At 63.3% G+C, this 21,781-nt stretch carries 22 protein-coding genes, 1 tRNA gene and 1 riboswitch; of the genes, 3 read left to right on the top strand and 20 right to left on the bottom strand.

What is annotated here, in order from left to right; all coding sequences use genetic code 11:
* Positions 1 to 74: 74 nt before the first annotated feature.
* The 8 genes from DDE20_RS07330 to DDE20_RS07295 all read right to left on the bottom strand — a co-directional run bounded on the left by DDE20_RS07330 (position 75) and on the right by DDE20_RS07295 (position 7,093).
* A tRNA-Asp gene (locus DDE20_RS07330) sits at positions 75 to 151 on the bottom strand.
* A 77-nt stretch (positions 152 to 228) separates the two neighbouring features.
* Positions 229 to 1,008, bottom strand: a complete 780-nt coding sequence (pssA, locus tag DDE20_RS07325; RefSeq protein WP_116557792.1) for a CDP-diacylglycerol--serine O-phosphatidyltransferase — start codon at positions 1,006 to 1,008, stop codon at positions 229 to 231.
* A gap of 3 nt (positions 1,009 to 1,011) precedes the next feature.
* Entirely contained in the window at positions 1,012 to 1,710 is a 699-nt protein-coding gene (locus DDE20_RS07320) for a phosphatidylserine decarboxylase (RefSeq protein WP_116557791.1), read from the bottom strand.
* A 114-nt stretch (positions 1,711 to 1,824) separates the two neighbouring features.
* Positions 1,825 to 2,412, bottom strand: a complete 588-nt coding sequence (locus tag DDE20_RS07315) for a (d)CMP kinase (protein WP_116557790.1) — start codon at positions 2,410 to 2,412, stop codon at positions 1,825 to 1,827.
* 167 nt (positions 2,413 to 2,579) lie between these two features.
* Complete coding sequence (locus DDE20_RS07310; protein ID WP_116557789.1) at positions 2,580 to 3,104, bottom strand: hypothetical protein; 525 nt, start codon at positions 3,102 to 3,104, stop codon at positions 2,580 to 2,582.
* Positions 3,105 to 3,106: 2 nt separating this feature from the next.
* Complete coding sequence (gene aroA / locus DDE20_RS07305) at positions 3,107 to 4,453, bottom strand: 3-phosphoshikimate 1-carboxyvinyltransferase (RefSeq protein ID WP_116557788.1); 1,347 nt, start codon at positions 4,451 to 4,453, stop codon at positions 3,107 to 3,109.
* Between the two features lie 400 nt (positions 4,454 to 4,853).
* Positions 4,854 to 5,744, bottom strand: coding sequence for an RNA polymerase sigma factor RpoH (rpoH, locus tag DDE20_RS07300; protein WP_116557787.1), 891 nt, complete (start codon positions 5,742 to 5,744; stop codon positions 4,854 to 4,856).
* 140 nt (positions 5,745 to 5,884) lie between these two features.
* Entirely contained in the window at positions 5,885 to 7,093 is a 1,209-nt protein-coding gene (locus tag DDE20_RS07295; protein ID WP_116557786.1) for a cupin domain-containing protein, read from the bottom strand.
* Between the two features lie 214 nt (positions 7,094 to 7,307).
* On the opposite strand from DDE20_RS07295, the gene DDE20_RS07290 reads away from it, so the two are divergent.
* Positions 7,308 to 7,700, top strand: a complete 393-nt coding sequence (locus tag DDE20_RS07290) for a hypothetical protein (protein ID WP_116557785.1) — start codon at positions 7,308 to 7,310, stop codon at positions 7,698 to 7,700.
* A gap of 66 nt (positions 7,701 to 7,766) precedes the next feature.
* Here DDE20_RS07290 and DDE20_RS07285 read toward each other — a convergent pair whose 3' ends face one another.
* On the bottom strand, positions 7,767 to 8,810 hold the full coding sequence (locus tag DDE20_RS07285; RefSeq protein ID WP_116557784.1) for an RluA family pseudouridine synthase: 1,044 nt from the start codon (positions 8,808 to 8,810) through the stop codon (positions 7,767 to 7,769).
* Here DDE20_RS07285 and DDE20_RS07280 point away from each other — a divergent pair.
* Positions 8,809 to 9,111, top strand: a complete 303-nt coding sequence (locus DDE20_RS07280) for a DUF6476 family protein (protein WP_116557783.1) — start codon at positions 8,809 to 8,811, stop codon at positions 9,109 to 9,111. The two genes, DDE20_RS07285 and DDE20_RS07280, sit on opposite strands and share 2 nt — an antisense overlap.
* Before the next feature lie 84 nt (positions 9,112 to 9,195).
* On the opposite strand, the gene trmB is transcribed toward DDE20_RS07280, so the two are convergent.
* Positions 9,196 to 9,924, bottom strand: a complete 729-nt coding sequence (gene trmB, locus DDE20_RS07275) for a tRNA (guanine(46)-N(7))-methyltransferase TrmB (RefSeq protein ID WP_116557782.1) — start codon at positions 9,922 to 9,924, stop codon at positions 9,196 to 9,198.
* A 64-nt stretch (positions 9,925 to 9,988) separates the two neighbouring features.
* On the bottom strand, positions 9,989 to 10,435 hold the full coding sequence (locus tag DDE20_RS07270) for a DMT family transporter (protein WP_116557781.1): 447 nt from the start codon (positions 10,433 to 10,435) through the stop codon (positions 9,989 to 9,991).
* Between the two features lie 141 nt (positions 10,436 to 10,576).
* Here DDE20_RS07270 and DDE20_RS07265 point away from each other — a divergent pair, with 141 nt between their 5' ends.
* Positions 10,577 to 10,879 carry a DUF6958 family protein gene (locus DDE20_RS07265; protein WP_116557780.1) on the top strand — a complete coding sequence of 101 codons (303 nt, stop codon included), beginning with the start codon at positions 10,577 to 10,579 and terminating at the stop codon, positions 10,877 to 10,879.
* A 69-nt stretch (positions 10,880 to 10,948) separates the two neighbouring features.
* Here DDE20_RS07265 and metK read toward each other — a convergent pair whose 3' ends face one another.
* The 9 genes from metK to scpA form a co-directional block, all read right to left on the bottom strand.
* Positions 10,949 to 12,130: a methionine adenosyltransferase gene (gene metK, locus DDE20_RS07260; RefSeq protein ID WP_116557779.1), complete on the bottom strand. Its 1,182-nt coding sequence runs from the start codon at positions 12,128 to 12,130 to the stop codon at positions 10,949 to 10,951.
* A gap of 6 nt (positions 12,131 to 12,136) precedes the next feature.
* Positions 12,137 to 12,185, bottom strand: a riboswitch (SAM-SAH riboswitch).
* A gap of 109 nt (positions 12,186 to 12,294) precedes the next feature.
* Entirely contained in the window at positions 12,295 to 13,833 is a 1,539-nt protein-coding gene (lnt, locus tag DDE20_RS07255; RefSeq protein WP_240607876.1) for an apolipoprotein N-acyltransferase, read from the bottom strand.
* Positions 13,834 to 13,846: 13 nt separating this feature from the next.
* Positions 13,847 to 14,785 carry a hemolysin family protein gene (locus DDE20_RS07250; protein ID WP_116557778.1) on the bottom strand — a complete coding sequence of 313 codons (939 nt, stop codon included), beginning with the start codon at positions 14,783 to 14,785 and terminating at the stop codon, positions 13,847 to 13,849.
* Positions 14,786 to 14,881: 96 nt separating this feature from the next.
* Positions 14,882 to 15,415 carry an rRNA maturation RNase YbeY gene (ybeY, locus tag DDE20_RS07245; RefSeq protein WP_116557777.1) on the bottom strand — a complete coding sequence of 178 codons (534 nt, stop codon included), beginning with the start codon at positions 15,413 to 15,415 and terminating at the stop codon, positions 14,882 to 14,884.
* 46 nt (positions 15,416 to 15,461) lie between these two features.
* The gene (locus DDE20_RS07240; RefSeq protein WP_116557776.1) at positions 15,462 to 16,469 is read right to left on the bottom strand and encodes a PhoH family protein; all 1,008 of its coding nucleotides are present in this window, start codon (positions 16,467 to 16,469) and stop codon (positions 15,462 to 15,464) included.
* Positions 16,470 to 16,678: 209 nt separating this feature from the next.
* Positions 16,679 to 17,026 (bottom strand): hypothetical protein, encoded by a 348-nt coding sequence (locus tag DDE20_RS07235; RefSeq protein ID WP_116557775.1) that lies wholly within the window; start codon positions 17,024 to 17,026, stop codon positions 16,679 to 16,681.
* A gap of 20 nt (positions 17,027 to 17,046) precedes the next feature.
* Positions 17,047 to 17,628 carry an OmpA family protein gene (locus tag DDE20_RS07230; RefSeq protein WP_116557774.1) on the bottom strand — a complete coding sequence of 194 codons (582 nt, stop codon included), beginning with the start codon at positions 17,626 to 17,628 and terminating at the stop codon, positions 17,047 to 17,049.
* A 241-nt stretch (positions 17,629 to 17,869) separates the two neighbouring features.
* Positions 17,870 to 19,192, bottom strand: coding sequence for a tRNA (N6-isopentenyl adenosine(37)-C2)-methylthiotransferase MiaB (gene miaB / locus DDE20_RS07225; RefSeq protein WP_116557773.1), 1,323 nt, complete (start codon positions 19,190 to 19,192; stop codon positions 17,870 to 17,872).
* A 344-nt stretch (positions 19,193 to 19,536) separates the two neighbouring features.
* Entirely contained in the window at positions 19,537 to 21,678 is a 2,142-nt protein-coding gene (gene scpA / locus DDE20_RS07220) for a methylmalonyl-CoA mutase (protein ID WP_116557772.1), read from the bottom strand.
* Positions 21,679 to 21,781: the final 103 nt, after the last annotated feature.

Here is a 21,781-nt window from a genome sequence, read left to right as displayed (position 1 = left end):
CCCCATGTCCCACCCGTGGGACAGCTGGCTGTTAGCGATGAAAAAAGGCCCCGCAAAGGGGGCCTGAATTCAAGTGGCGCGGTTGACGGGGCTCGAACCCGCGACCCCCGGCGTGACAGGCCGGTACTCTAACCAACTGAGCTACAACCGCGCGATGGGCCTGAGATAGCGGCCCCCCGTCGGGGCGTCAAGCAGGAAAAGCAGCAATCTTACCGCCCTGACCTCGCCTCACCTCCAGGTGCCGCGACGGGCCCAGGCTTGGCGCAGCAAAACCGCCAGATAAATCACACAGAGCAGCGCCAAAACCGCCCAGGGCCGCGTCGCCAAAGCCCCGACCACCACCGCGACGCCCATCAAAACCCAGATCGCCCGGTTGCGCGGCACATTGATCGCCTTCGGCGAGGGCGTCGGCACCCGCGAGATCATCAAAACCCCGACCCCGCCCAGATAGATCGCCACCAAAATCGGCCACTCCCGCGTCTCGAACCAGCCCGCCAGCGCCAGAAACACCGGAAACAGCGCCAACATCGCCCCCGCCGGCGCCGGAACGCCGACAAAATGCGCTTTTCCCTGCGGCGCGGGCGCATTCCGGCTGACATTAAACCGCGCCAACCGCAAACAGGCGCTGAGCGCATAAACGAGAACGAAAACCCACCCCAGCCCCGGCACGGAATGTAGGGTGAAGTGATAGATAAATATGCCGGGCGCGACCCCGAAACAGAGGAAATCCGATAGCGAATCGAGCTCCGCTCCAAAATGGCTCGCGGCGTTCAATTTGCGCGCCAACAGCCCGTCGAGCCCGTCAATCAGCGCCGCCACCACCAATAGCGCCGCCGCGACCTGATAGTTTTCCTGCAAAACATAGCGGATCGAGGTCAGCCCGGCGCTCAATCCGATCAGCGTCACCAGATTGGGCAGCAAGCTGAGGATCGGCATCGACACGCGGTCGCCACCGATCTCATCCCCAAGAGTGGCATCCTCGCACTCGTTCTGCGGCTCGTCGCTCATGGCTCATCGCACCTCGGCGGTTCTGCGCGCCTCATCCGCCGCCAGATCGGCCAGCACGGTTTCGCCCGCGACCATGGTCTGCCCCAATGCCACCAGGGGGTTCACCCCTTCGGGCAGATAGACGTCGAGCCGTGAGCCGAAGCGGATCATGCCGAAGCGCTCGCCGGTGGCCAAGTTGTCGCCCGGCTTCACCTCGCAAACGATGCGCCGCGCGACCAATCCGGCGATCTGCACCACGGCAATCTTGCGCCCGTCGGCCATTTCTACGGCGACGGAATTGCGCTCGTTATCCACACTGGCTTTGTCGAGCGAGGCATTGAGGAATTTCCCCGGACGATAGGACACGGCGCTGATTTTACCGGCAATCGGCGTACGGTTCACATGGCAATTGAACACATTCATGAACACACTGACCCGTGTCAGCGCGTTGTCGCCCATGCCGAGTTCTGCCGGTGGCACCGCAGGTTCAATCAGCGAAATCACCCCATCCGCGGGGCTGACCAGAAGCCCTTCGCGTTGCGGCGTGAACCGGTCGGGATCGCGAAAGAAATAGTAACACCAGACCGTCAAAACGACGCCGATCCAGCCAAGCGGCTGCCAGATCAAAAAGAGAACCAGCGTAACGCCGGCAAAAACCGCGATGAACGGATACCCCTCACGGTGGACGGGTTTGATCACGGTCGAAAGCATCGAAGCGGACATTGGTGTTCCTGTCTGATTACCTATCTGGCTGCTATATCTCCTTTCCTATGGCGCGCAAAGCGAGTCGCATTGGAGCATGGCAGGGTAAGTTTAACGCAAAGTAAAACCGTCGCTTTAAGCGGGCAGCCTCGCTGCAACGGCGGCGGCGGCCTCGGCGATGGCGGCCTCGATGCTCATGTGTGATGTGTCGATCACGATGGCATCGGCGGCGGGTTTCAGCGGGGCATCCGCGCGGTTCATATCGCGCTCGTCGCGGGCGATGACCTCGGCCAGAACCTCGACCTCAATGCCACCCAGTTCCAGCCAGCGCCGGTGCGCGCGAACTTCGGCGCTGGCAGTGATGAAGAGTTTGACCTCGGCCTTCGGGCAGATCACCGTGCCGATATCGCGCCCGTCGAGCACCGCGCCGCCGTCTCGCTGGGCAAAATCGCGTTGGAAATCGGTCAATGCGGCGCGCACCTCGGGGATTACGGCGACTTTGCTCGCCGCCGAAGCCGCGGTTTGGCTGCGCAGATCATCACGCGCCAGATCCGCTTCGGTGAGGGATTTCGCAGCCTCGATTGGGTCGCCGCCCTTGGCACCGACCGCGCGGTATAGAAGACCGGTGTCGAGATGCGCCAAGCCGAATTTTGCGGCCAGAGCCTTGCTGATCGTCCCCTTGCCCGCTGCGGCGGGCCCGTCGACTGCCACGGTGAATTGCATTGCTAACCTCCAACTGTCGGATCAGGGCTTAGACCATCGGTCCCTGCCATGAAAGCCTGTTTAGCCTGCGGCAGAGAGGGATCACATCACTCGTGCATAGGTAGAGTAAGTGGCATTCTTAGCATGGTTTTCGCCAATCCACTCAGTCATATGTTGAAAAACGACAACTATATATTTGTCTGACCTTCAGGCCTCCGGCGCAGACTTTGCCGCACAGCCAGAATGGCGCAGAGCAAAAGCGCGGCGAATTTCGCCAAGGTGAAGGTGCTGGCCCGAACAACCTCAACCGGGCGGACCCAATCCGGCCCGGCGGTCAGCATCGCTTGCACGGCGAAGTTTTCGCCCCAATCGAGCGCGATATAACTCATCGCCGAGAGCACGCAGACCATGCCGAACACGCCGGCAAAAGGGCGCATCCACCACAGAAGCGTCACCCCGAGCACGAGCGGAAATAGCGTATCCGCCCAGAACATCGGGCCCTGCGCGAGCAGATAACCTTCGGGGGTGAGCACCCGCAAATAGCCGCGCGCTTCGCCGAGGGAATAGCCCAACACCCTTAAATCAAAAGGTAATTGCCCCTCGGCCTGCGCCATCACCTGCGGCCCGATATAGGCCGCGAGATAGAGATAGGTGACCAGCGTCAGCAGCGGCAATCCCCAATTGAGCGCGCGCTGCAGGGTCCGGCGGGCCATGCTCAGGCAGGATCGCGGCTGATGATGGCGCCGAGACCGTCCATCAATCCCTCGAATGTCGGGAAGGAGGTCGCGATCGGGCCGCCGTCATCGACGCTGATCGGGGATTTCGAGACCAGGCCGAGCACCAGAAACGACATCGCGATGCGGTGGTCCAAACGGCTGTGCGTGGTCGCGCCGCCGGGCACTTGCGCCATGCCGTGGACGGTGAACACGTCGTCCTCTTCCTCGAGACGGACACCGCAGGCCTCGAGCCCGCGCGCCATCGCGTCGATGCGGTCGCTTTCCTTGACCCGCAATTCTTTCACGCCGCGCATCACCGTGGTGCCTTTGGCGCAGGCGGCGACGACCGAGAGCACCGGAAATTCGTCGATCATCGAGGCGGCGCGCTCAACCGGGGTTTCTACGCCATGCAGATCGGGCGAGTAGCGCACGCGCAGATCGGCGACCGGCTCGCCGCCCTCTTCGCGCGGGTTCTCGAAGGTGATGTCGGCGCCCATTTCCAACAGCGTGACGAACAGCCCGTCGCGGGTCGGGTTGCGGCTGACGCCGGGGACGGTGATTTCCGAGCCGGGCACGATCAGCGCGGCGCAGACCGGAAACGCCGCCGAGGAGGGATCGCGCGGCACCGCCACGCGCTGGCCGGTCAGTTCGGGCTGGCCGGTGAGGGTGATCACGCGGCCCGCGTCAGTGTCCTCGACCGCGACCTGTGCGCCAAAGCCGCGCAACATGCGTTCGGTGTGGTCGCGGGTGGCCTCGGGTTCGATCACCACGGTGTCGCCGGGCGCGTTCAACCCCGCCAGCAGCACCGCCGATTTAACCTGCGCCGAGGGCATCGGCAATGTGTAGCGCACCGGCACCGGGGACTCGGCGCCGACCAGCGTCATCGGCAATCGCCCGCCCGCGCGACCCACGGCTTGGGTGCCAAACAGCGCCAGCGGGTCGGTGATACGGCCCATCGGGCGCGAGTTCAGGCTGGCATCGCCAGTGAAGGTCGCGGAAATCGGTGTGGTCGCCATCGCGCCCATGATCAGCCGCACGCCGGTGCCGGAGTTGCCGCAGTCGATCACCTGTTGGGGCTCGGCAAAACCGCCGACGCCGACGCCGTGCACGCGCCATTCGCCGGTGCCGACGCGGGTAACTTCGGCGCCGAAGGCGCGCATCGCTTCGGCGGTGTCGAGCACATCTTGGCCCTCAAGCAGGCCGGTCACATGGGTTTCGCCCACCGAGAGCGCCCCGAGGATCAGCGCGCGGTGGCTGATGGATTTATCGCCGGGCACCTCGGCCACCCCGGTCAGGGGGCCGCTGGCGCGCGCGGTCATCGGGATCGGGGTGCCGTGAGCGGACATGGGGAAACCTCGTGCTTGCAATGCGTTCCGCCTGATAGCGCACCCATCGCGAGGCGTCCATACGCGCAGGTGGGCGCTTGGAAGTGGTGCGGCGACCATGCGGCGCGGGTCAGCTACTATATTTCCGACTTATTAAGGTGCGAGCAAAGCATGGAGGGGCGCGCCCGACCCTGGGTGGCCGCTTGATACGTGTTAGCAACGCGCTGCGTCCCAAAGCATGGATGTCGGTCGGGCTGCGCAGGGCATCGCCATAGCGCCCTCCCGGGGGGAGGGTCGGGCGCGGCCCGTGCTGCCCAGGGGCTTGCCGGTTGATAGGTGTAAAGCAGAGCCTGGAGATAAGCAGTTATGGCAGGTTCAACGCGCGCCGGACAGCGCGCGTTGGTGGGGGACAATTCTGCCCTCAGGCCGGGATCATGCCCTTTTCAGCGGCAATCTCGCGCATCCGGTCTTGCAGTTTTTCAAACGCCCGCACTTCGATCTGGCGGATACGTTCGCGGCTGACACCGTATTTCGCCGACAGGTCTTCCAGCGTCACCACCGGCTCGGAGAGTTTGCGCTCGGTCAGGATATCGCGCTCGCGTTCATTGAGCACCGACATCGCCTCCATCAGCATCTCGCGGCGGGTCTCAAGCTCATCGCGGTTGGCGTAATCGCTGGCCTGATCGGCGTCCTCATCCTCGAGCCAGTCCTGCCAACTTGCGGCGCCCTCTTCGCCGCCGACGGTGACATTGAGCGAGGCGTCGGCACCGGCCAAACGCCCGTTCATGCTGATCACCTCGGCCTCGGTGACCGAGAGATCCTCGGCCAGACGGGCGACGGTTTCGGGGCGCAGATCGCCCTCTTCAATCGCGCCGATCCGTGCCTTGGCCTTGCGCAGGTTGAAGAAAAGTTTCTTCTGCGCGCTGGTGGTGCCGAGTTTCACCATCGACCACGAGCGCAGCACATATTCCTGAATCGACGCGCGGATCCACCACATCGCATAGGTCGCCAGCCTAAAGCCTTTCTCGGGGTCAAAGCGTTTGACCGCCTGCATCAGCCCGACATTCGCCTCCGAGATCACCTCGGCCTGCGGCAGACCATAGCCGCGATAACCCATCGCAATCTTGGCCGCCAAACGCAGATGCGAGGTGACCAATTTATGAGCGGATTCAGTATCTTGATCCTCAACCCAACGCTTGGCCAGCATATATTCTTCCTCCGGCTCCAGCATCGGGAAGCGGCGGATTTCTTGCAGATAGCGGTTCAGTCCCTGTTCGGGACTGGGGGCTGGCAAACCGGTGTAATTGGACATTCAAACTCCTCCTGACCCGTCGAACTAAGCACATAGGGACGGGCGCGCGGCTATTCAACAACATATGGCGTCACTATATGTTTAACGCAGAACACCTTGCGTTCCGTCGTTTGTCCGGCAATTTAGGAAAACTCCCTGTATTACGCTGCGAAGAGCACGCCCTCACGCAGCAGACGCTGCACCAGAACCACCTGCCCTTCGGCGTCCAGATCGCCCGCCAAATCGCCAACTTTGAACCTGTCGCGGGTCAGCGCATCGCGCAGTGGCTCGGCGCAATAGGCGGGAAAGCTGATCTCGGCGCCGTAGATTTCCAGCACGATCTGCGCGTCATCCCCCGCGCCAGTCTCGCGCAGTTTAAATATCAGATCCTCGCGCCGCGCCACCACACTGCCAACCATGATCCGCTCGGCCATCGCCGCCTGCAGGAACTGCCCGGGCACCACCGGCATGCGGCGGCGGCGGAATTCATGGGCAAAACCCTCCAGCGTTGTCTCGGGGTCGATGCTGGCCATGGCGCGCGCCATCAGCGCGTGAAACCTCTCGACCTGCGGCGCCATATCAAAGCCGTCATTGGCATAGCCCGGCGGCACCACACCGCGGAGCGCGGGGTCCTTCTGCGCCTCTTCGACCAGCGCCTCGACCAGCACATCAATCCAGCGCGGAGCCAGCAATCCGGTGGTGATATGCAGCGAGACCTCATCGGTGGCGATCGCGTCATGGACCACGCCGCGCGGCACATAGCACATGTCACCGGCATGCAGCACGAAGCTGTCAATCAGCTTGCCCGGCACAAAGCCCTCGGGCTCGAACCCCTGACTGCGCAGCGGCAATTCCAAGGGCGATTCGTAGATATTCCAGGTCTTCGAGCCATGGACCTGCAGCACGATCACATCATGCGAATCGTAATGGGTCTTGAACCCCTGCGCATTGTCCGGTGTCAGGTAGATATTGGTCTGCAGATCGCAGCTGAACACCGTCTCGAGCGCCCGACAATAACGCGCCAGCTTGGGAATATAGCGGTGTAACTGCGGCAGCACCACGGTGCCGCCCTCGGCAAATTGCTGCGCCACGCGCACCGGATCAATCAACCCCGAGAGTTGAGAGATTGCCTCGGCCTCGATGCCCTTGCCCTTGTTCACCATATTCAGATCGCCGACCGGGAGCTGCGTGGTCGAGAGCAGCGCGTCGATATCGCCAATCGCCAGAAGATCGGCGTAATAGAGCGGATCCTCGCGCCGGATCACCAGATGGCGCTTTTCGAAATACTCGGTGAAAAACGTCTCGGGGCGCATCGGGGCAATCGCACGGGCGAAATCCATCGCGCCCAAAGCGCCGCTGGTGTCGGTCATCTATCTCTCCTTGGCCTTGGTCCCGCGCTGCGCGTCATTTCATGCCATAGGATAACAGCGCAGAGGTTGACGCAAGCCCCCTGTCGCGCGGCTGCGCATTTCAGATTTGGCCTGTCGCAGCCGCGTTCGGGTGGCCATGGCAGAGGATTTTCTTGACCGATCGATGAAATGCCGCCTAACATAACCTATTGATTCATTTTTAAATGGTGATGGTATGACCGACTCGTCCAAGGGCAAGAAGCCCACGCTCAGCAATGACGATATCAAAACCACCCGCGGGTTTGGTCGCCGCGCCTTTATCCTTGGCAGCTTTGGCGGCACTGCGGCGCTGGCCGGCTGTGTGAGCACCGGCGTCACCGATAGCGATCTTGGCGTTGGCTCGGATCCGGTGGGGGCAGGACGCGGCACCCGCACGGGGATTACCGATTCCGATGGCGGCGTCTATGCTGATCCGGCAGGCAACGGTCGCGGACGGCGCACCACTGGCATCACCGACAGCGATCTCGGGGCGGGTTCCGATCCGGTGGGCAATGGCCGTGGACGCCGTCGCATCACTGATGCCGATGTCGGGCGCTATGCCGATCCGGTGGGTCGCGGGCGCGGCTGATCCGACACTATACGCTTGGTTTGGCGCGTCCCTCTCGGGCGCGCCTATTCATTTGCCGCGCAGGGCTCAGCCCAAGGGCCCGCCCAGCGCGTCGAGCAGCGCCTGCATATCCGCAGGCAAAGGCGCCTCGAACCGCAGCGCCTCGCCACTCACCGGATGGGTAAAGCCCAAGGACGCCGCATGCAGCGCCTGCCGCGGAAACCCTGCCATCGCCGCGATCCCCACCTCGGGCAGCGCCTTGAGCGCCGGTTTACGCTTGCCGCCATAGGTGGGATCGCCGATCAACCCGTGTCCGACATGCGCCATATGCACGCGGATCTGATGGGTGCGCCCGGTCTCCAGCCGACATTCCACCAGCGCGACCTGCGGCGGCGTGCCAAACGCCTGCACCACCCGCGCCCGCGTCACCGCATGGCGTCCGCGATCAAAGAACACTGCCTGTTTTTGCCGGTCGAACTTATGCCGCTCCAGCCGCGTGGTGATTTTCAACAGACCACCGGCCTCGAAATTCACGCCCTTCACGCCATTGAGCCGCGGATCCGCCGCGCTCGGCACACCAAAAACCAGCGCCAGATAGCGCCGCTCGGCGGAATGCGCCTCGAATTGCGCGGCCAGCCCGTGATGCGCGGCATCATGTTTCGCCACCACCAAGAGCCCCGAGGTGTCCTTGTCGATGCGGTGCACAATCCCCGGCCGTTTGGCGCCACCGATCCCCGAGAGACTGTCGCCGCAATGGTGCAGCAGCGCATTGACCAAAGTGCCACGCGGGGTGCCGGGGGCCGGATGCACCACCATGCCCGCGGGCTTGTTGACCACGATCAGCGCGTCATCCTCATAGACCACATCCAGCGGGATCGCTTCGGGCGCGGCCTCGAGTTCCTCGGGCATACCCACCCGCACCAAGAACACATCGCCCTCGGCGACCCGCGCCTTGGCGTTCTCGACCACCGCGCCGCCCTGCGTCACCGCGCCCTCGGCGATCAACCGCATCAACCTTGAGCGCGACAAGGCCGCCGCCTCTGGCACATCGCGGGCCAAGGCTTTATCAAGGCGCTCTGGCGGGTTCGCGCCGATCACCACTTCGATGTCCCTCGACAGGCCCTCATTCATGTCCGATTCTGACGACACAACGCCCCTCCCGCCTGATCTGCGGTTTTTGAAATTTCTGGTGACCACCCTCGCCGGGGTGATGATCCTCGGGCTTCTAACGATCACCGTGCTGCTTGTCACGCGGCTCGGCACGCCGGTGCCCCTGCCAGAGCTTCCCGAAAGCGTGATCCTGCCGCAAGGCACCACCCCCGCCGCCGTCACCTTCGCTCAAGACTGGCTGGTCGTGGTCACCGATGCCGGCGAGATCCTGCTCTACCCCCGCAGCGGCGGCGCGCCCGTCAGCCGCATGCCTCTGCCCTAAGCCCCGTCATCTGTCCGCAAATATCCTGGGGGTGAGGCCCGCAGGGCCGAGGGGGCAACGCCCCCTTCCCGCCCAGATACCCGCCTAAATCCGCCGGAACGTCATATACTGCGGCACGCGGCCCTCGCGCAGCGCCTTTTGTTCATAGCGGGTCGAGAACCAGTCATCCCACGGCTCATGCGTATCCGAGACCAGTTCAAACCCCGCTTCTGGCGCCTCTTCCAGCGTCTGCCGCGCGTAATCGGGGATATCGGTGGCAACGCGAAATTCAGCGCCTGGCACCATCACGCGGTGCAAGGGCTGCAAATGCTCTTGGGTGACAAAGCGGCGCCGGTGGTGGCGCGCTTTCGGCCAAGGGTCGGGGTAGTTGAGAAAGGTCTTCTCGATACAGCCGTCGGGCAGCACATCAAAGAGATCGCGCACATCGCCCGGATGCAGCGCCACATTCTCCACCGGATTGCGCCGCAGCAGGCCCAGTAGCATCGCCACGCCGTTCACATAGGGCTCGCAGCCGATAAACCGCACATCGGGGTTTTCGCCGGCCATATGCGCCAGATGCTCGCCGCCGCCAAAGCCGACTTCCAGCCAGAGCGGCCCCGCACCGGGCACCGTATCCAGATCCAGCAGCTCGCGCGCGGGGTTCTCGTCAAAGCTGACATTGCGCAGACGCAGCGCGGCCAGATCCTCGGAGAGATAGGTCTTCTGGCTCGACCGCAGGGTCTTGCCATGCACACGGCCATAGAAATTGCGCCGCGTCTTGGTTGCGGTCAATGCGGGATGCGGCGGCAGGTCGGGTTTTGGATCATCGCTCATGGCTCGCGGCCATACTGCGCCCGCCCCTGTTACGCAAGGGGCTGTGCCATTGATCCGGGCAATGTCAGGCGCGCACGATCAGCAAAAGCCCCAGTGTCATCACGCCCAAGCCGCTGCCACGCATCCAAGTCAGCGGGCGCACCACGGCGCCGAACAGACCGAAATGGTCAATTACCGCCGCCGAGACCATCTGCCCCAAAAGCACAAAAAACACTGCATTGCCCACGCCAAAGCGCGGCGCGACGATGGTCACCGAAAGCACGTAGAAACAGACCAGAATGCCGGCCAGAAACAGATGTTTGGGCGCCAGCGACAGGGCGCTGAACCCCGCGACACCCTGAGACGCCAGCATCACCGCAATCGCCGAGACCAGCGCCACGCAAAACAGCACCACCGCCGCCACTGTCGGCGAGCCGATCCGCGTGCCAAGTTGCGCGTTCAACGCTGCCAGCACCGGAATACCAACTCCGGCGGCCAGCATGATCACCGCATAGCGCAAACTGTCGTGCATCCCTGGGCCCTTACCTATCGCCGGTGCCGCAGGTTGACCCAGATGCGCGGCCCTGACAAGAGCCACGCCGCACGGGTGTTGGATTGACACACCACTGTGCGGGCGTCAGGTTTTCAAGGCAGCACAACAGAGGACAGCGGCATGGGTAAGACTGACGACGGCAAGATCGAGGTGCGCAATATCAACGCGCCCGACCATATCACCCGCGTCGACCGCGCCAAATACGAGGCGATGAAAACCGCGCTGCTGGGTGTGCTGCCTGCGGACCCTCCGGGCCTGACCGCCGCCGAGGCCAAGGCGGCGCTGCTGCCGCATCTCTCGCCCGAGCATTTCCCCGGCGGTGCGAAATCAGGCTGGTGGATGAAATGCGTGCAGCTTGATCTCGAGGCGCGCGCGGTGATCAAACGCGCCGAGACCAAACCACTTAGGTTCTGGCGGCTGTAACCCCGCCAGAGCCATATCGCGCGACGCCGTAGGGTGTGTGCTTTGCACGCACCGTAACAGGTCTAAGGCTTAAACGCCCGCCTTCAGCACATCCACCAGATCGCTGCGCTCCCAGCTAAACCCGCCATCGGCTTCGGGCGCGCGGCCAAAATGCCCATAGGCGGCGGTGCGTGCATAGATCGGCTTGTTCAGCCCCAGCGCCGTGCGGATGCCGCGCGGGGTCAGGTCCATCGCCGCATCCACCGCGCGCTCGATCGCCTCATCGGGGACCGCGCCGGTGCCATGGGTGTCGACATAGATCGACAGGGGACGCGCCACGCCAATCGCATAGGAGAGCTGCAGCGTGCAGCGCTTCGCCAGCCCCGCCGCGACCACGTTTTTCGCCAGATAGCGCGCGGCATAGGCCGCCGAGCGGTCGACCTTGGTCGGGTCCTTACCCGAGAACGCGCCGCCGCCATGCGGGGCCGCGCCGCCGTAAGTATCGACAATGATCTTGCGGCCGGTCAGCCCGGCGTCGCCGTCCGGCCCGCCGATGACGAATTTTCCGGTCGGATTGACATGCCAGATGGTGTTCGCGGTCAGCCAGCCCTCGGGCAGTTCGTCGCGGATATAAGGCTCGATGACGGCGCGCACATCATCCGAATCCATCGTCTCGTCGAGATGCTGGGTGGACAGCACAATCGAGGTCACCTCGACCGGCAACCCGTCCACATAGCGCACGGAAAGCTGCGATTTCGCGTCCGGTCCCAGCACCGTCTCGGCGCCGGATTTGCGCACTTCGGCCAACCGCCGCAGGATCGCATGGGCATAGAGGATCGGCGCCGGCATCAGCGCGTCGGTTTCATCGGTGGCATAGCCGAACATGATGCCCTGATCGCCCGCGCCCTCGTCCTTATTCGCCGCGGCATTGACGCCCTGCGCGATATGGGCGGATTGCTCGTGCAGCAGATTGGTGATCTCGACATGTTCCCAATGGAATTTGTCTTGCTCATAGCCGATGTCGCGGATGCAGGCGCGGGTGATCGGGTCGATCAAATCGAGATATTCGGCCAGTTTCGCCTTATCCGAGAGGCCGATTTCGCCGCCGATCACCACGCGGTTGGTGGTGGCAAAAGCCTCGCAGGCAACGCGGGCTTCGGGTTCTTCGGCCAAGAGCGCATCGAGGATGGAATCCGAGATCCGGTCACAAACCTTATCGGGGTGCCCCTCGGAAACGGATTCCGAGGTGAAAATATAGTTCTGACGGCTCATCGGGGGTGCTCCATTGCTATACGACTGTCGCGCCAGGAAGCCGTTGCGACAGAGTTGTCTTTCGCGCTATCTGCTCTGCTTTGCGGCGTCAATCGGTTTCGGCTGACCTGCGGCAACCGCGCCGCCTCTGTGTCCCCGCTGCCCGCACGGCATCAGGGGCGGCGTCAGGCGCTGCCTCTGCGCCGCCAGCCACGCAGGGCCAGCCAAAGGGCAAGCAGCGAGAGTGCGACATGCCACGGGGTGTCGCCGATCCGCGCGTAGGGTGTCGCGGGCATTGCGCCGGGGATGTGCGCGTCGAGCACCCCCTGCTCGCCCAGCGGCAGCGCGGCGGTGATCCGTCCGCGGGCGTCGATCATCGCCGAAACGCCGGTATTCGCCGCGCGCACCAAGGGCAGGCCGAATTCCACCGCCCGCAATTGCGCCTGCGCGAGATGCTGGAAGGGTCCGATGCCGGTGCCGAACCAGGCGTCATTGGTGATCTGCAAAACCCAATCGGGCCGCGTTTCGCTGCGCAGATTGCGCGCAAACACCGCCTCATAGCAGATCAGCGGCAGGCTCTGACCGAAGCCTTCGAGCCCCAGCGCCGCGAGGTCCACGATTTGCACCCCCGGCCCCGGCGCATAGCCCGAGAGCGCTTGCGAGGCGAGACCGCCGAAGCCTTCGGCGAATTGCCCGATCAGCGGGATATATTCGCCAAAGGGCACCAGATGGTGCTTGTCGTAGACCGCCGCCACCTGCGCATCCATGCCGATCAGCGCCAGCGCGTTGAAATATTGGACGCGCCCCGCCTCGTCACGCGCGCGGCGGTCCACGCCAAAGATCAAGGGCACGCCCGCCGCCTCGATCGCCATACGCAGCCCGTCCCCCGCGCTATCCAAAAGGAAGGGCGCGGCGGATTCGGGCCAGATGACCAGCGCGGGGGGGGCATCGGCAGCGGTGGCGCTGAGGGCGAGATGGCGGTGATAGAAGCCTTCGACCAGATCGGGCTGCCATTTGAGATGCTGCGGGACATTGCCCTGCACCAGCCGCACCACCGGCGTAAGCGGTGGCGGCAAGGGTGCAGCGAGCCGAAATGCGCCGAGACCCAGCGCCGCCGCCGCTGCAATCGCGCCGCCCAGCGCCACCAGTGAGGCGCGCAAGATCCGGCCTTGCGTCAGACGGTAGGCCACTGTCGCCAGCGTCGCCGCGAGGCCCAAAGCCAAGGCGCTGAGCAGCAGGCTGCCACCATAGGCCGCAAGTTGATCCGCCGGGGTGCCGATCCAGATATGGCCGGTCAGCGCCCATGGAAAACCGGTGAACAAATGCCCGCGTAACGCTTCGAACGCCAGCATCGCGCCGGCAAATGCCCAGATCCGTGCCACAGGCCGCTGCAGCGCCCCCGCAGCCAAAGCCGCCGCAGCGCCCCAGAACAGCGCCAATCCGCAAGCCATGCCAAGCAGCGCGAAGGGCGCCATCCAGCCATGCGTTGTGCTATCAATCAGGAAGGGCTCGACAATCCACGCCAGCGCCACGGCAAATTGCGCCGCCCCCGCCAGCCATGCGCGCCCGAAGGCCCCGCGCGCAGTCGGAGTGAGCGCCACCAGCAGCGCCACTGCAGCCAGCGCCGGAAGGGCGAGATACCACAGCCCCCAAGGCGCCTGCCCGAGCGCGGCAATCAGCCCCGAGGCCAGCGCCACGCCAAGGACGCCCCATCTGCCCCGCAAGACCTGCTGCACCTCAGTCGCCGCTGGCGGCGTCACCGGCCTTGGACCCGGCAACACGCACCCGCAAACGCTTCACGCGGCGTGGATCGGCCTCGAGCACCTCAAGTTCATGCCCCGCCGGATGGCTGATCACCTCGCCACGTGCCGGAACCCGCCCGAGCATCAGGAACACCAACCCGCCTAGCGTATCGACCTCTTCGTCGTCCAAGCCTTCGGTCAGATCAAAGCCCAGCGCATCTTGCAAATCATCAAGCTGTGCGCGCGCCTGTATCAACCAGACCAGCGGCATTTCCTGTTGCCACAGATGCTCGTTCTCGCTGTCGTGTTCATCCTCGATCTGGCCGACCACCTGCTCGAGCAGATCCTCGATCGTCACCAGCCCTTCGACCCCGCCGTATTCGTCAATCACCAGCGCCATATGGGTGCGCTCGGCCTGCATCTTTTGCAGCAAAACCACCAAAGGCATCGACGGCGGCACGAACAGCAAAGGCCGCAGCATCGAGGCAATCGCCAGATCCTTTTGATCCAGATCGAACCCGTGGTGCAGCACCAGATCCTTGAGCAGCAAAAACCCCATCGGATGGTCCAGCGTCTCGTCATAGACCGGCAGGCGCGAAAACCCGCTCTCGCGGAACAGCGCCATCAGCGCATCGCCGTCGATATCCACCGGAATTGCCACGATCTCGGCCTTGGGCACCGAAACATCGGCCACCCGTAACCGCCTCAGATTGGCCAGCCCGGGCAGGACTTGCTGCATGGACATATTGAAACTGGCCTCCGCTTCATCCTCGGCTTCTGCCGGTGACAGCGCATCAAAGAGACGACCAAAAAGCCCGCGTTCACGGTGTCCGTTCTCGGGACAAGGGTCAGGGCTGGGCTCGGGACTGTGGCTTGGGTCGTCTGCCGATGCGATTGCAACGGCAGGGCCAGAGCCGGAAGGGGTATCGTTCATGGGTCCTTTCCAGTGTGTGAACTGGGTAAATTGATCCGGGGTCGCCGTGCTTTTGGAGGCACCGCGCAAGTCATACTGTGCTTGGATATCACCAGCCTATGCATGGTGATCCGCTGCATATGGGTCGTCAATGCCCAGTTGTGCAAGGATCAAACGCTCTAAACCTTCCATCAATTCGGCATCCGCGTCGGTTTCATGGTCGTATCCGAGCAAATGCAGCGTCGAATGCACCACCAGATGGGTGACATGATCCTTGGGCGATTTGCCCTGCTCTTCGGCCTCACGCGCGCAGGTCTCATAGGCCAGCGCCATATCGCCCAGCTCTTCGGGCATCTCGGCAGAGCCCAGCTCGGGCGGCTCCGGCGCGTCGCCTGCCGTCTCGGCGCTCAGGTCCCAGGTCGGCCATGACAGCACATTGGTCGGCGCATCCTTGCCGCGAAACCGTGTGTTGAGGTCGCGGATGCGGGCGTCATCACAGGCGAGCACACTGATTTCCAACCCCTCGGGCGCGTAGCCCAGATGCCGCAGCGTTGCATCACAGCCGCGGGCCACCAGTTGCTCAATCCCACCGGCACCCCCCGCGCCTAGGCCGAGCCAGCGGTCGTCGGTTATATCGATCTCAATCGGCATCTGGCATCATATCTCTGCGCCCGCTTTGACACGGATGCGCAATCCCTTATGGAGCCTTGCGGGCGTCGTGATCGTCATAGGCGGCGACGATCTTGGCGACCAACGGATGGCGCACAACATCGGCGGCGGTGAAATAGCTGAACCCGATATCGGGGATATGCTTGAGGATGCGCTCGGCGGCGACCAGACCACTGGTATGGCCACGTGGCAGGTCCACCTGACTGCGGTCGCCGGTGATCGCCATGCGCGAGCCCTCGCCGAGACGGGTCAGGAACATCTTCATCTGCATTTCGCTGGCGTTCTGCGCCTCATCCAGCACCACATAGGCGCTGGCCAGGGTGCGCCCGCGCATGAAGGCCAAGGGCGCGATCTCGATGCGCTTTTCCTCCATCAGCCGCGCCAGTTGCTTGGCGGGGAAGAAGTCATTCAGCGCGTCATAGAGCGGCTGCATATAGGGATCGACTTTTTCCTTCATATCGCCGGGTAGATAGCCGAGCTTTTCGCCCGCCTCGACCGCCGGACGTGACAGGATGATCTTGTCGACATGACCCTCGATGAAGAAATGCACCGCCGCCGCGACGGCAATATAGGTCTTGCCGGTGCCCGCCGGTCCGATGCCGAAATTCAGCGATTTCTCGAACAAGGAGCGCGCATAATCCTGCTGCGCCTTGGTGCGCGGGGCGACGGTCTTCTTGCGGGTGCGGATTTCGACCTGCCCGCTGCGAAACATCTCAAGCTGGCGCTCGGGTTTGTCACCGGCCGAGAGGTTCAGCGCCCCGTCCACATCGCCCGCGACAACCTCTTTGCCATCGCTCAACCGGTCATAGAGCGCCCGCAGCGTCTCGGCTGCACGGGCCCGCATCGTCGGATCGCCGATGATGAACAACTGATTGCCACGACGCACGATCTGCACGTCAAGCTCCGCCTCCAACCTGACCAGATTGCGATCATATTCGCCGCATAGATCGACCAGGAGGCGATTGTCGGCAAATTCCATCATCGTCTGTGTTTGATCATCGGAGTCTGGTGGCGGCGTCAACGCGCTGATACCCAAATTGCACCTCTGCTTGGTGTGTGGTCTCTCATCTTGCCGACGAGTCTGCCTCTCCGCCTGACGATTGGCAAGCGGGCACCACAAGATTTAGCCATTGAGCGGGCAAATACAACCATCGCTGAGGTCAATTCTGCGCGCGCGCGAAATGCAGAACGGCCCCGCAGTGCAGGGCCGTCCAAAACCTTGTGCCCGCGAGGGACAGGCGCCGCTTAGGTGCCGCGGCGATAGCGCCCGACTGCGACGGTCGGCGGCGCGATGCCCGAGCATACCGGATTGCCGTAATCATCCAGACGCGGCGACATGAAGCCCTCGACGCCTTCGTCGATGATCCAGTGGTCGCAGCCATGCGGATCGACCCAGATACCGGCGTCGCGCATGTTGGAGATATGGTTCTGGCGGCCCAGATGGCGGTCCGAGGTGTTATCCTCGGCGTTCCATTCCACCCAGCCATCGCCACCACCGGCGTTGTTGTTGGCGTTGCCGCCACCCGAGGTGCTGACACAGGCCGAGAGGCCCACGGCGGTGACACCCAGAAGGATCATTTTTGTCGTTTTCATTGTTGCATTCCCCCCGGAGCTCACTGCACGCACATCACTTCGACACGGCGGTTCTGCGCCATGCCCGCGGCGGTCGAATTCGACGCCACCGGATGCATCGGACCAAAGCCGCGCACCGCTGCCACCCGACCACCCGAGGCGATCGCCACATTGGCCACCGTGCGGGCGCGGTTTTCCGACAGGTTCATATTATACTGGAACCCGCCGCGCGGATCGGTGTGGCCGTAGACCACAAAGGCGGTCGAGCCATTGGTGCTGAAGAATTGCGACAACCGCGCCTGAGCGCCGGGCCGCAGGTTATGGCTGCCGGTGGCAAACAGCGTATCGGTGCTCATCGTCAGGCAGGCGTTGGTGCGCTGACAGACCGGCCGCCCGTCGGGCGTGCGATTCGGCGTCATATAGCCTTCGATACCGTTGTCGATCACCCAGTGCTGACAGCCATCGGGATCGACCCAAATGGTTGGCACATAGCGCTCACCGACAATGGTGCGCTGCCGCTGCGCCGCCGCATCAGTTGCCGTCAATCCAACAAGAACAAGCGCCATGGCAGCGGCGCCAGCGATCAGCCGGACGGCTTTGGAAACAGACTTAACCACAGCCATCTTCCTTTTTATTGTTAAACCCCCTGGCAAAAGTCTCCGCGCCTTGGCGCCCCCTAAGCAGATCAGGGACAACCGGCAAGAAATTCCTCTACCACATCGGAAACATTAGCAAAGTTGCGCGACTTTGCTAGAGAGATTCCCACATCGACATGCGGAAATTCGCCTTTTAACCCCCAGTCGGAGGCGATTTTTTCGTCGAAAATGCGCCGCGATCACTGCGCCATGCGTCGAAACGCAGAGATCACAGCAGAACCGCAGCCAGCGAATTTGTCGCGCTTTCGGTGATTCTCACCCGTCTCAGCTGGCCCGGAGCAATGCCTTCGCCGGTGGCGTGAACCGCGTGGAGATAGTCGGATTTACCCACCATTTGCCCCGGCATCCGGCCCGGTTTCTCGAACAGAACCTGCACCTCGCGGCCGACCATCGCCTGCTGCGCGGCGCGCTGCTGCTCGGTGATCAGTGCCTGTAGCTCGTGCAAGCGCACATCGAGCACCGCATCGGGCAGCACCGGCCGCTCGGCGGCAGGGGTGCCGGGGCGGGCCGAGTATTTGAACGAGAAGGCCGAGTGGTAGCCGGCCTTGCGCACCAGCTCCATCGTCGCCTCGAATTCCGCCTCTCCCTCGCCGGGAAAGCCGACGATGAAATCGCCCGAGAGCGCCAGATCCGGCCGCACTTCGCGCAGCCGATCAAGGATTTCCAGATACTCTGCCGCAGTGTGCTTGCGGTTCATCGCCTTGAGGATCTTATCTGAGCCCGATTGCACCGGCAGATGCAGATAGGGCATCAGCTTGTCCAAATCACCGTGCGCGGCGATCAGATCGTCGCTCATATCATTTGGGTGCGAGGTCGTGTAGCGGATGCGCCAGAGCCCGTCGATCTCGGCCAGTTCGCGCACCAGACGCGCCAGCGACCAATCGCGCCCGTCCAGCCCCTCGCCGTGATAACCGTTAACGTTCTGCCCCAAGAGCGTGACCTCGCGCACGCCGCGCTCGACCAGATCGCGCGCCTCGCGCAGGATCCGCTCGGCGGGGCGGCTGACTTCGGCGCCGCGGGTATAGGGCACCACGCAGAAGGCGCAGAATTTGTCGCAGCCCTCCTGCACGGTCAAAAACGCCGACACGCCACGCACCGCGCGCGGGCCTTTGGGCAGATGTTCGAATTTATCCTCATCGGGGAAATCGGTATCGACAGGACGCTCACCGGCGCGGGCGGCGGCCTCCATTGCCGGCAGACGGTGATAGGTCTGCGGCCCGACCACCAGATCGACCACCGGCGCGCGGCGCATGATCTCGGCACCCTCGGCCTGCGCCACACAGCCGGCAATGCCGATTTTCAAATCGGGATTGCCATCCTTGAGCGGTTTCAGCCGTCCAAGCTCGGAATAGACCTTCTCGGCGGCCTTCTCGCGGATATGGCAGGTGTTGAGCAAGATCATATCGGCATCGGCGGCGGTATCGGTCGGCACATAGCCCGATGCGCCCAAAGCCTCGGCCATGCGCTCGCTGTCATAGACATTCATCTGACAGCCGTAAGTCTTGATGAAAAGTTTACGCGGCGCGGTCATGGCAGACTCCTCGGTTACCCACCGCGCCGCATACCGCAAACCGCGCCGCGCTACAACGCCCTGCAACCCGGCGCCAGCAGAGGCGCAGCACAGAACCGCCGCCCGCTCATCTGTCCAAAAATATCTTGGGGGTGAATTGGCCGCAGGCCAAGAGGGGGCAAAGCCCCTTGCCCTTCCTATCAGGCACGGGCCTTTGGCCCGTGCCGCGCCCGACCCTCCCCCCGGGAGGGCGCATTGGCGATGTCGAGAGCGGCTCGCACGTCACTGGTGCTTTCAAGCGCAGCGCGCTCTGGACAGGGAGCAAGCGCCCACCCAGGGTCGGGCGCCTCCCGACTTTCTTAGCCCTACCCTTCGCGCGCCTGCCGCACCAGTTTCAGGATATCGCGGGCCGCTTTGGGGATATTGGTGCCCGGTCCAAAGATCGCTTTCACCCCGCTGTCATAAAGGAACTGGTAGTCCTGCTGCGGGATCACCCCGCCGCAGATCACCAGAATATCCCCCGCGCCCGCATCCTTGAGCGCCTGCACCAGTTTCGGCGCCAGCGTTTTATGCCCCGCCGCCTGCGAGGAAATCCCGATCACATGCACGTCGTTGTCAATCGCGTCCTGCGCCGCCTCCTCGGGGGTCTGGAACAAAGGCCCCACGTCCACGTCAAAACCGATATCGGCAAAGGCGGTGGCGATCACCTTGGCGCCGCGGTCATGGCCGTCCTGCCCCATTTTCACCACCAGCATACGCGGGCGGCGACCCTCATCTTCGGCGAAAGCGTTCACATCGGCCTGAATCGCGGCGAAATCATCATCGCCCTCATAGGCAGCGCCGTAGACACCGGCGAGGGTTTTCACTTCCGCGCGGTGGCGGCCGAATACTTTTTCCATGCTCGACGAGATCTCCCCAACGCTGGCGCGGGCACGGGCGGCTTCGACCGCGGCCTCCAGCAGATTTCCACCCTCGCGGGCACAGCGCTCCAAGGCCTCGAGCGCGGCACTGCAAGCCTGCTCATCACGGCTCTCGCGGATCGCTTTAAGCCGTGCGATTTGACCGTCGCGCACTTTGACATTGTCGATGTCCAGAATGTCGATCGGGTCTTCCTCACCCAGCCGGTATTTATTGACCCCGACGATCACCTCCTCGCCGCGGTCGATCATCGCCTGCCGTTTGGCCGCGCTTTCCTCGATGCGCAGCTTCGGCATGCCCGAGGCGACGGCTTTGGTCATCCCGCCCATCTCCTCGACCTCGCAGATCAGTTTCCACGCCTCTTCGGCCAGATCAGCAGTGAGCTTTTCGACGTAATAGGAGCCCGCCAGCGGATCGACGACATTGGTGATGCCGGTCTCTTCTTGCAGGATCAACTGGGTGTTGCGGGCGATCCGCGCGCTGAATTCGGTGGGCAGGGCAATCGCCTCATCCAATGCGTTGGTGTGCAGGGATTGGGTGCCGCCGAGTGCCGCCGCCATCGCCTCATAGGCCGTGCGCACGACGTTGTTATAGGGGTCTTGCTCTTGCAGGCTGACGCCCGAGGTCTGGCAATGGGTGCGCAGCATCAGCGAGCCGGGTTTCTTCGGCTCGAACTCCGACATGATCCGGTGCCACAACAGCCGCGCGGCGCGCAGTTTCGACGCCTCCATGAAGAAATTCATCCCGATGGCGAAGAAAAAGCTCAATCGGCCGGCGAATTTATCAACATCCATACCGCGCGCAATGGCGGCGCGCACATACTCGCGCCCGTCGGCCAGCGTATAGGCCAGCTCTTGCACGAGGTTCGCACCGGCCTCCTGTATGTGATAGCCGGAAATCGAGATCGAGTTGAATTTCGGCATCTCGTTGGAGGTGTATTCAATGATATCCGCGATGATCCGCATCGAAGGCTCGGGCGGATAGACATAGGTGTTGCGGACCATGAACTCCTTGAGAATGTCGTTCTGGATGGTGCCCGAAAGCGCCGCACGCTCGACACCCTGCTCCTCACCGGCAACGATGAAATTCGCCAAGATCGGGATCACCGCGCCATTCATCGTCATCGACACGCTGACCTTTTCCAGCGGGATGCCGTCAAAGAGGATCTTCATGTCTTCAACGCTGTCAATCGCGACACCGGCCTTGCCGACATCACCCTCGACGCGCGGGTGGTCGCTGTCATAACCACGGTGAGTGGCCAGATCGAAGGCCACCGAGACCCCCTGCTGCCCCGCCGCCAGCGCCTTGCGGTAAAACGCATTCGATTCCTCGGCGGTGGAGAAACCGGCATACTGGCGGATCGTCCAAGGGCGGCCGGCATACATCGTCGCGCGCGGGCCACGGGTGAAGGGCGCCAGACCGGGCACCGTGCCCAGATGCTCCAGCCCCTCGGTGTCGGCCTCGGTATAGAGCGGTTTGACCGGAATGCCCTCAAGCGTGTGCCACGTCAGATCATCGAGGCTGCGCCCGCGCAACTCTTTCTCGGCCAAAGCCTGCCATTCGGTGAGTTTGTCGGAATTGTCGGTCATGACGAGGTCCTTGCTTTCTTTGGGCTTTCTCACGCGGCAATCGCTGCGGATCGCGATGAATTCATGTCCAGCACTGGTGTTTTCCCGGCGCGGCTGCCTATAT

This window comes from Pararhodobacter oceanensis, assembly GCF_003076755.1.
Lineage (GTDB): Bacteria > Pseudomonadota > Alphaproteobacteria > Rhodobacterales > Rhodobacteraceae > Pararhodobacter > Pararhodobacter oceanensis.
This window is presented reverse-complemented; position numbering and strand designations above follow the sequence as displayed.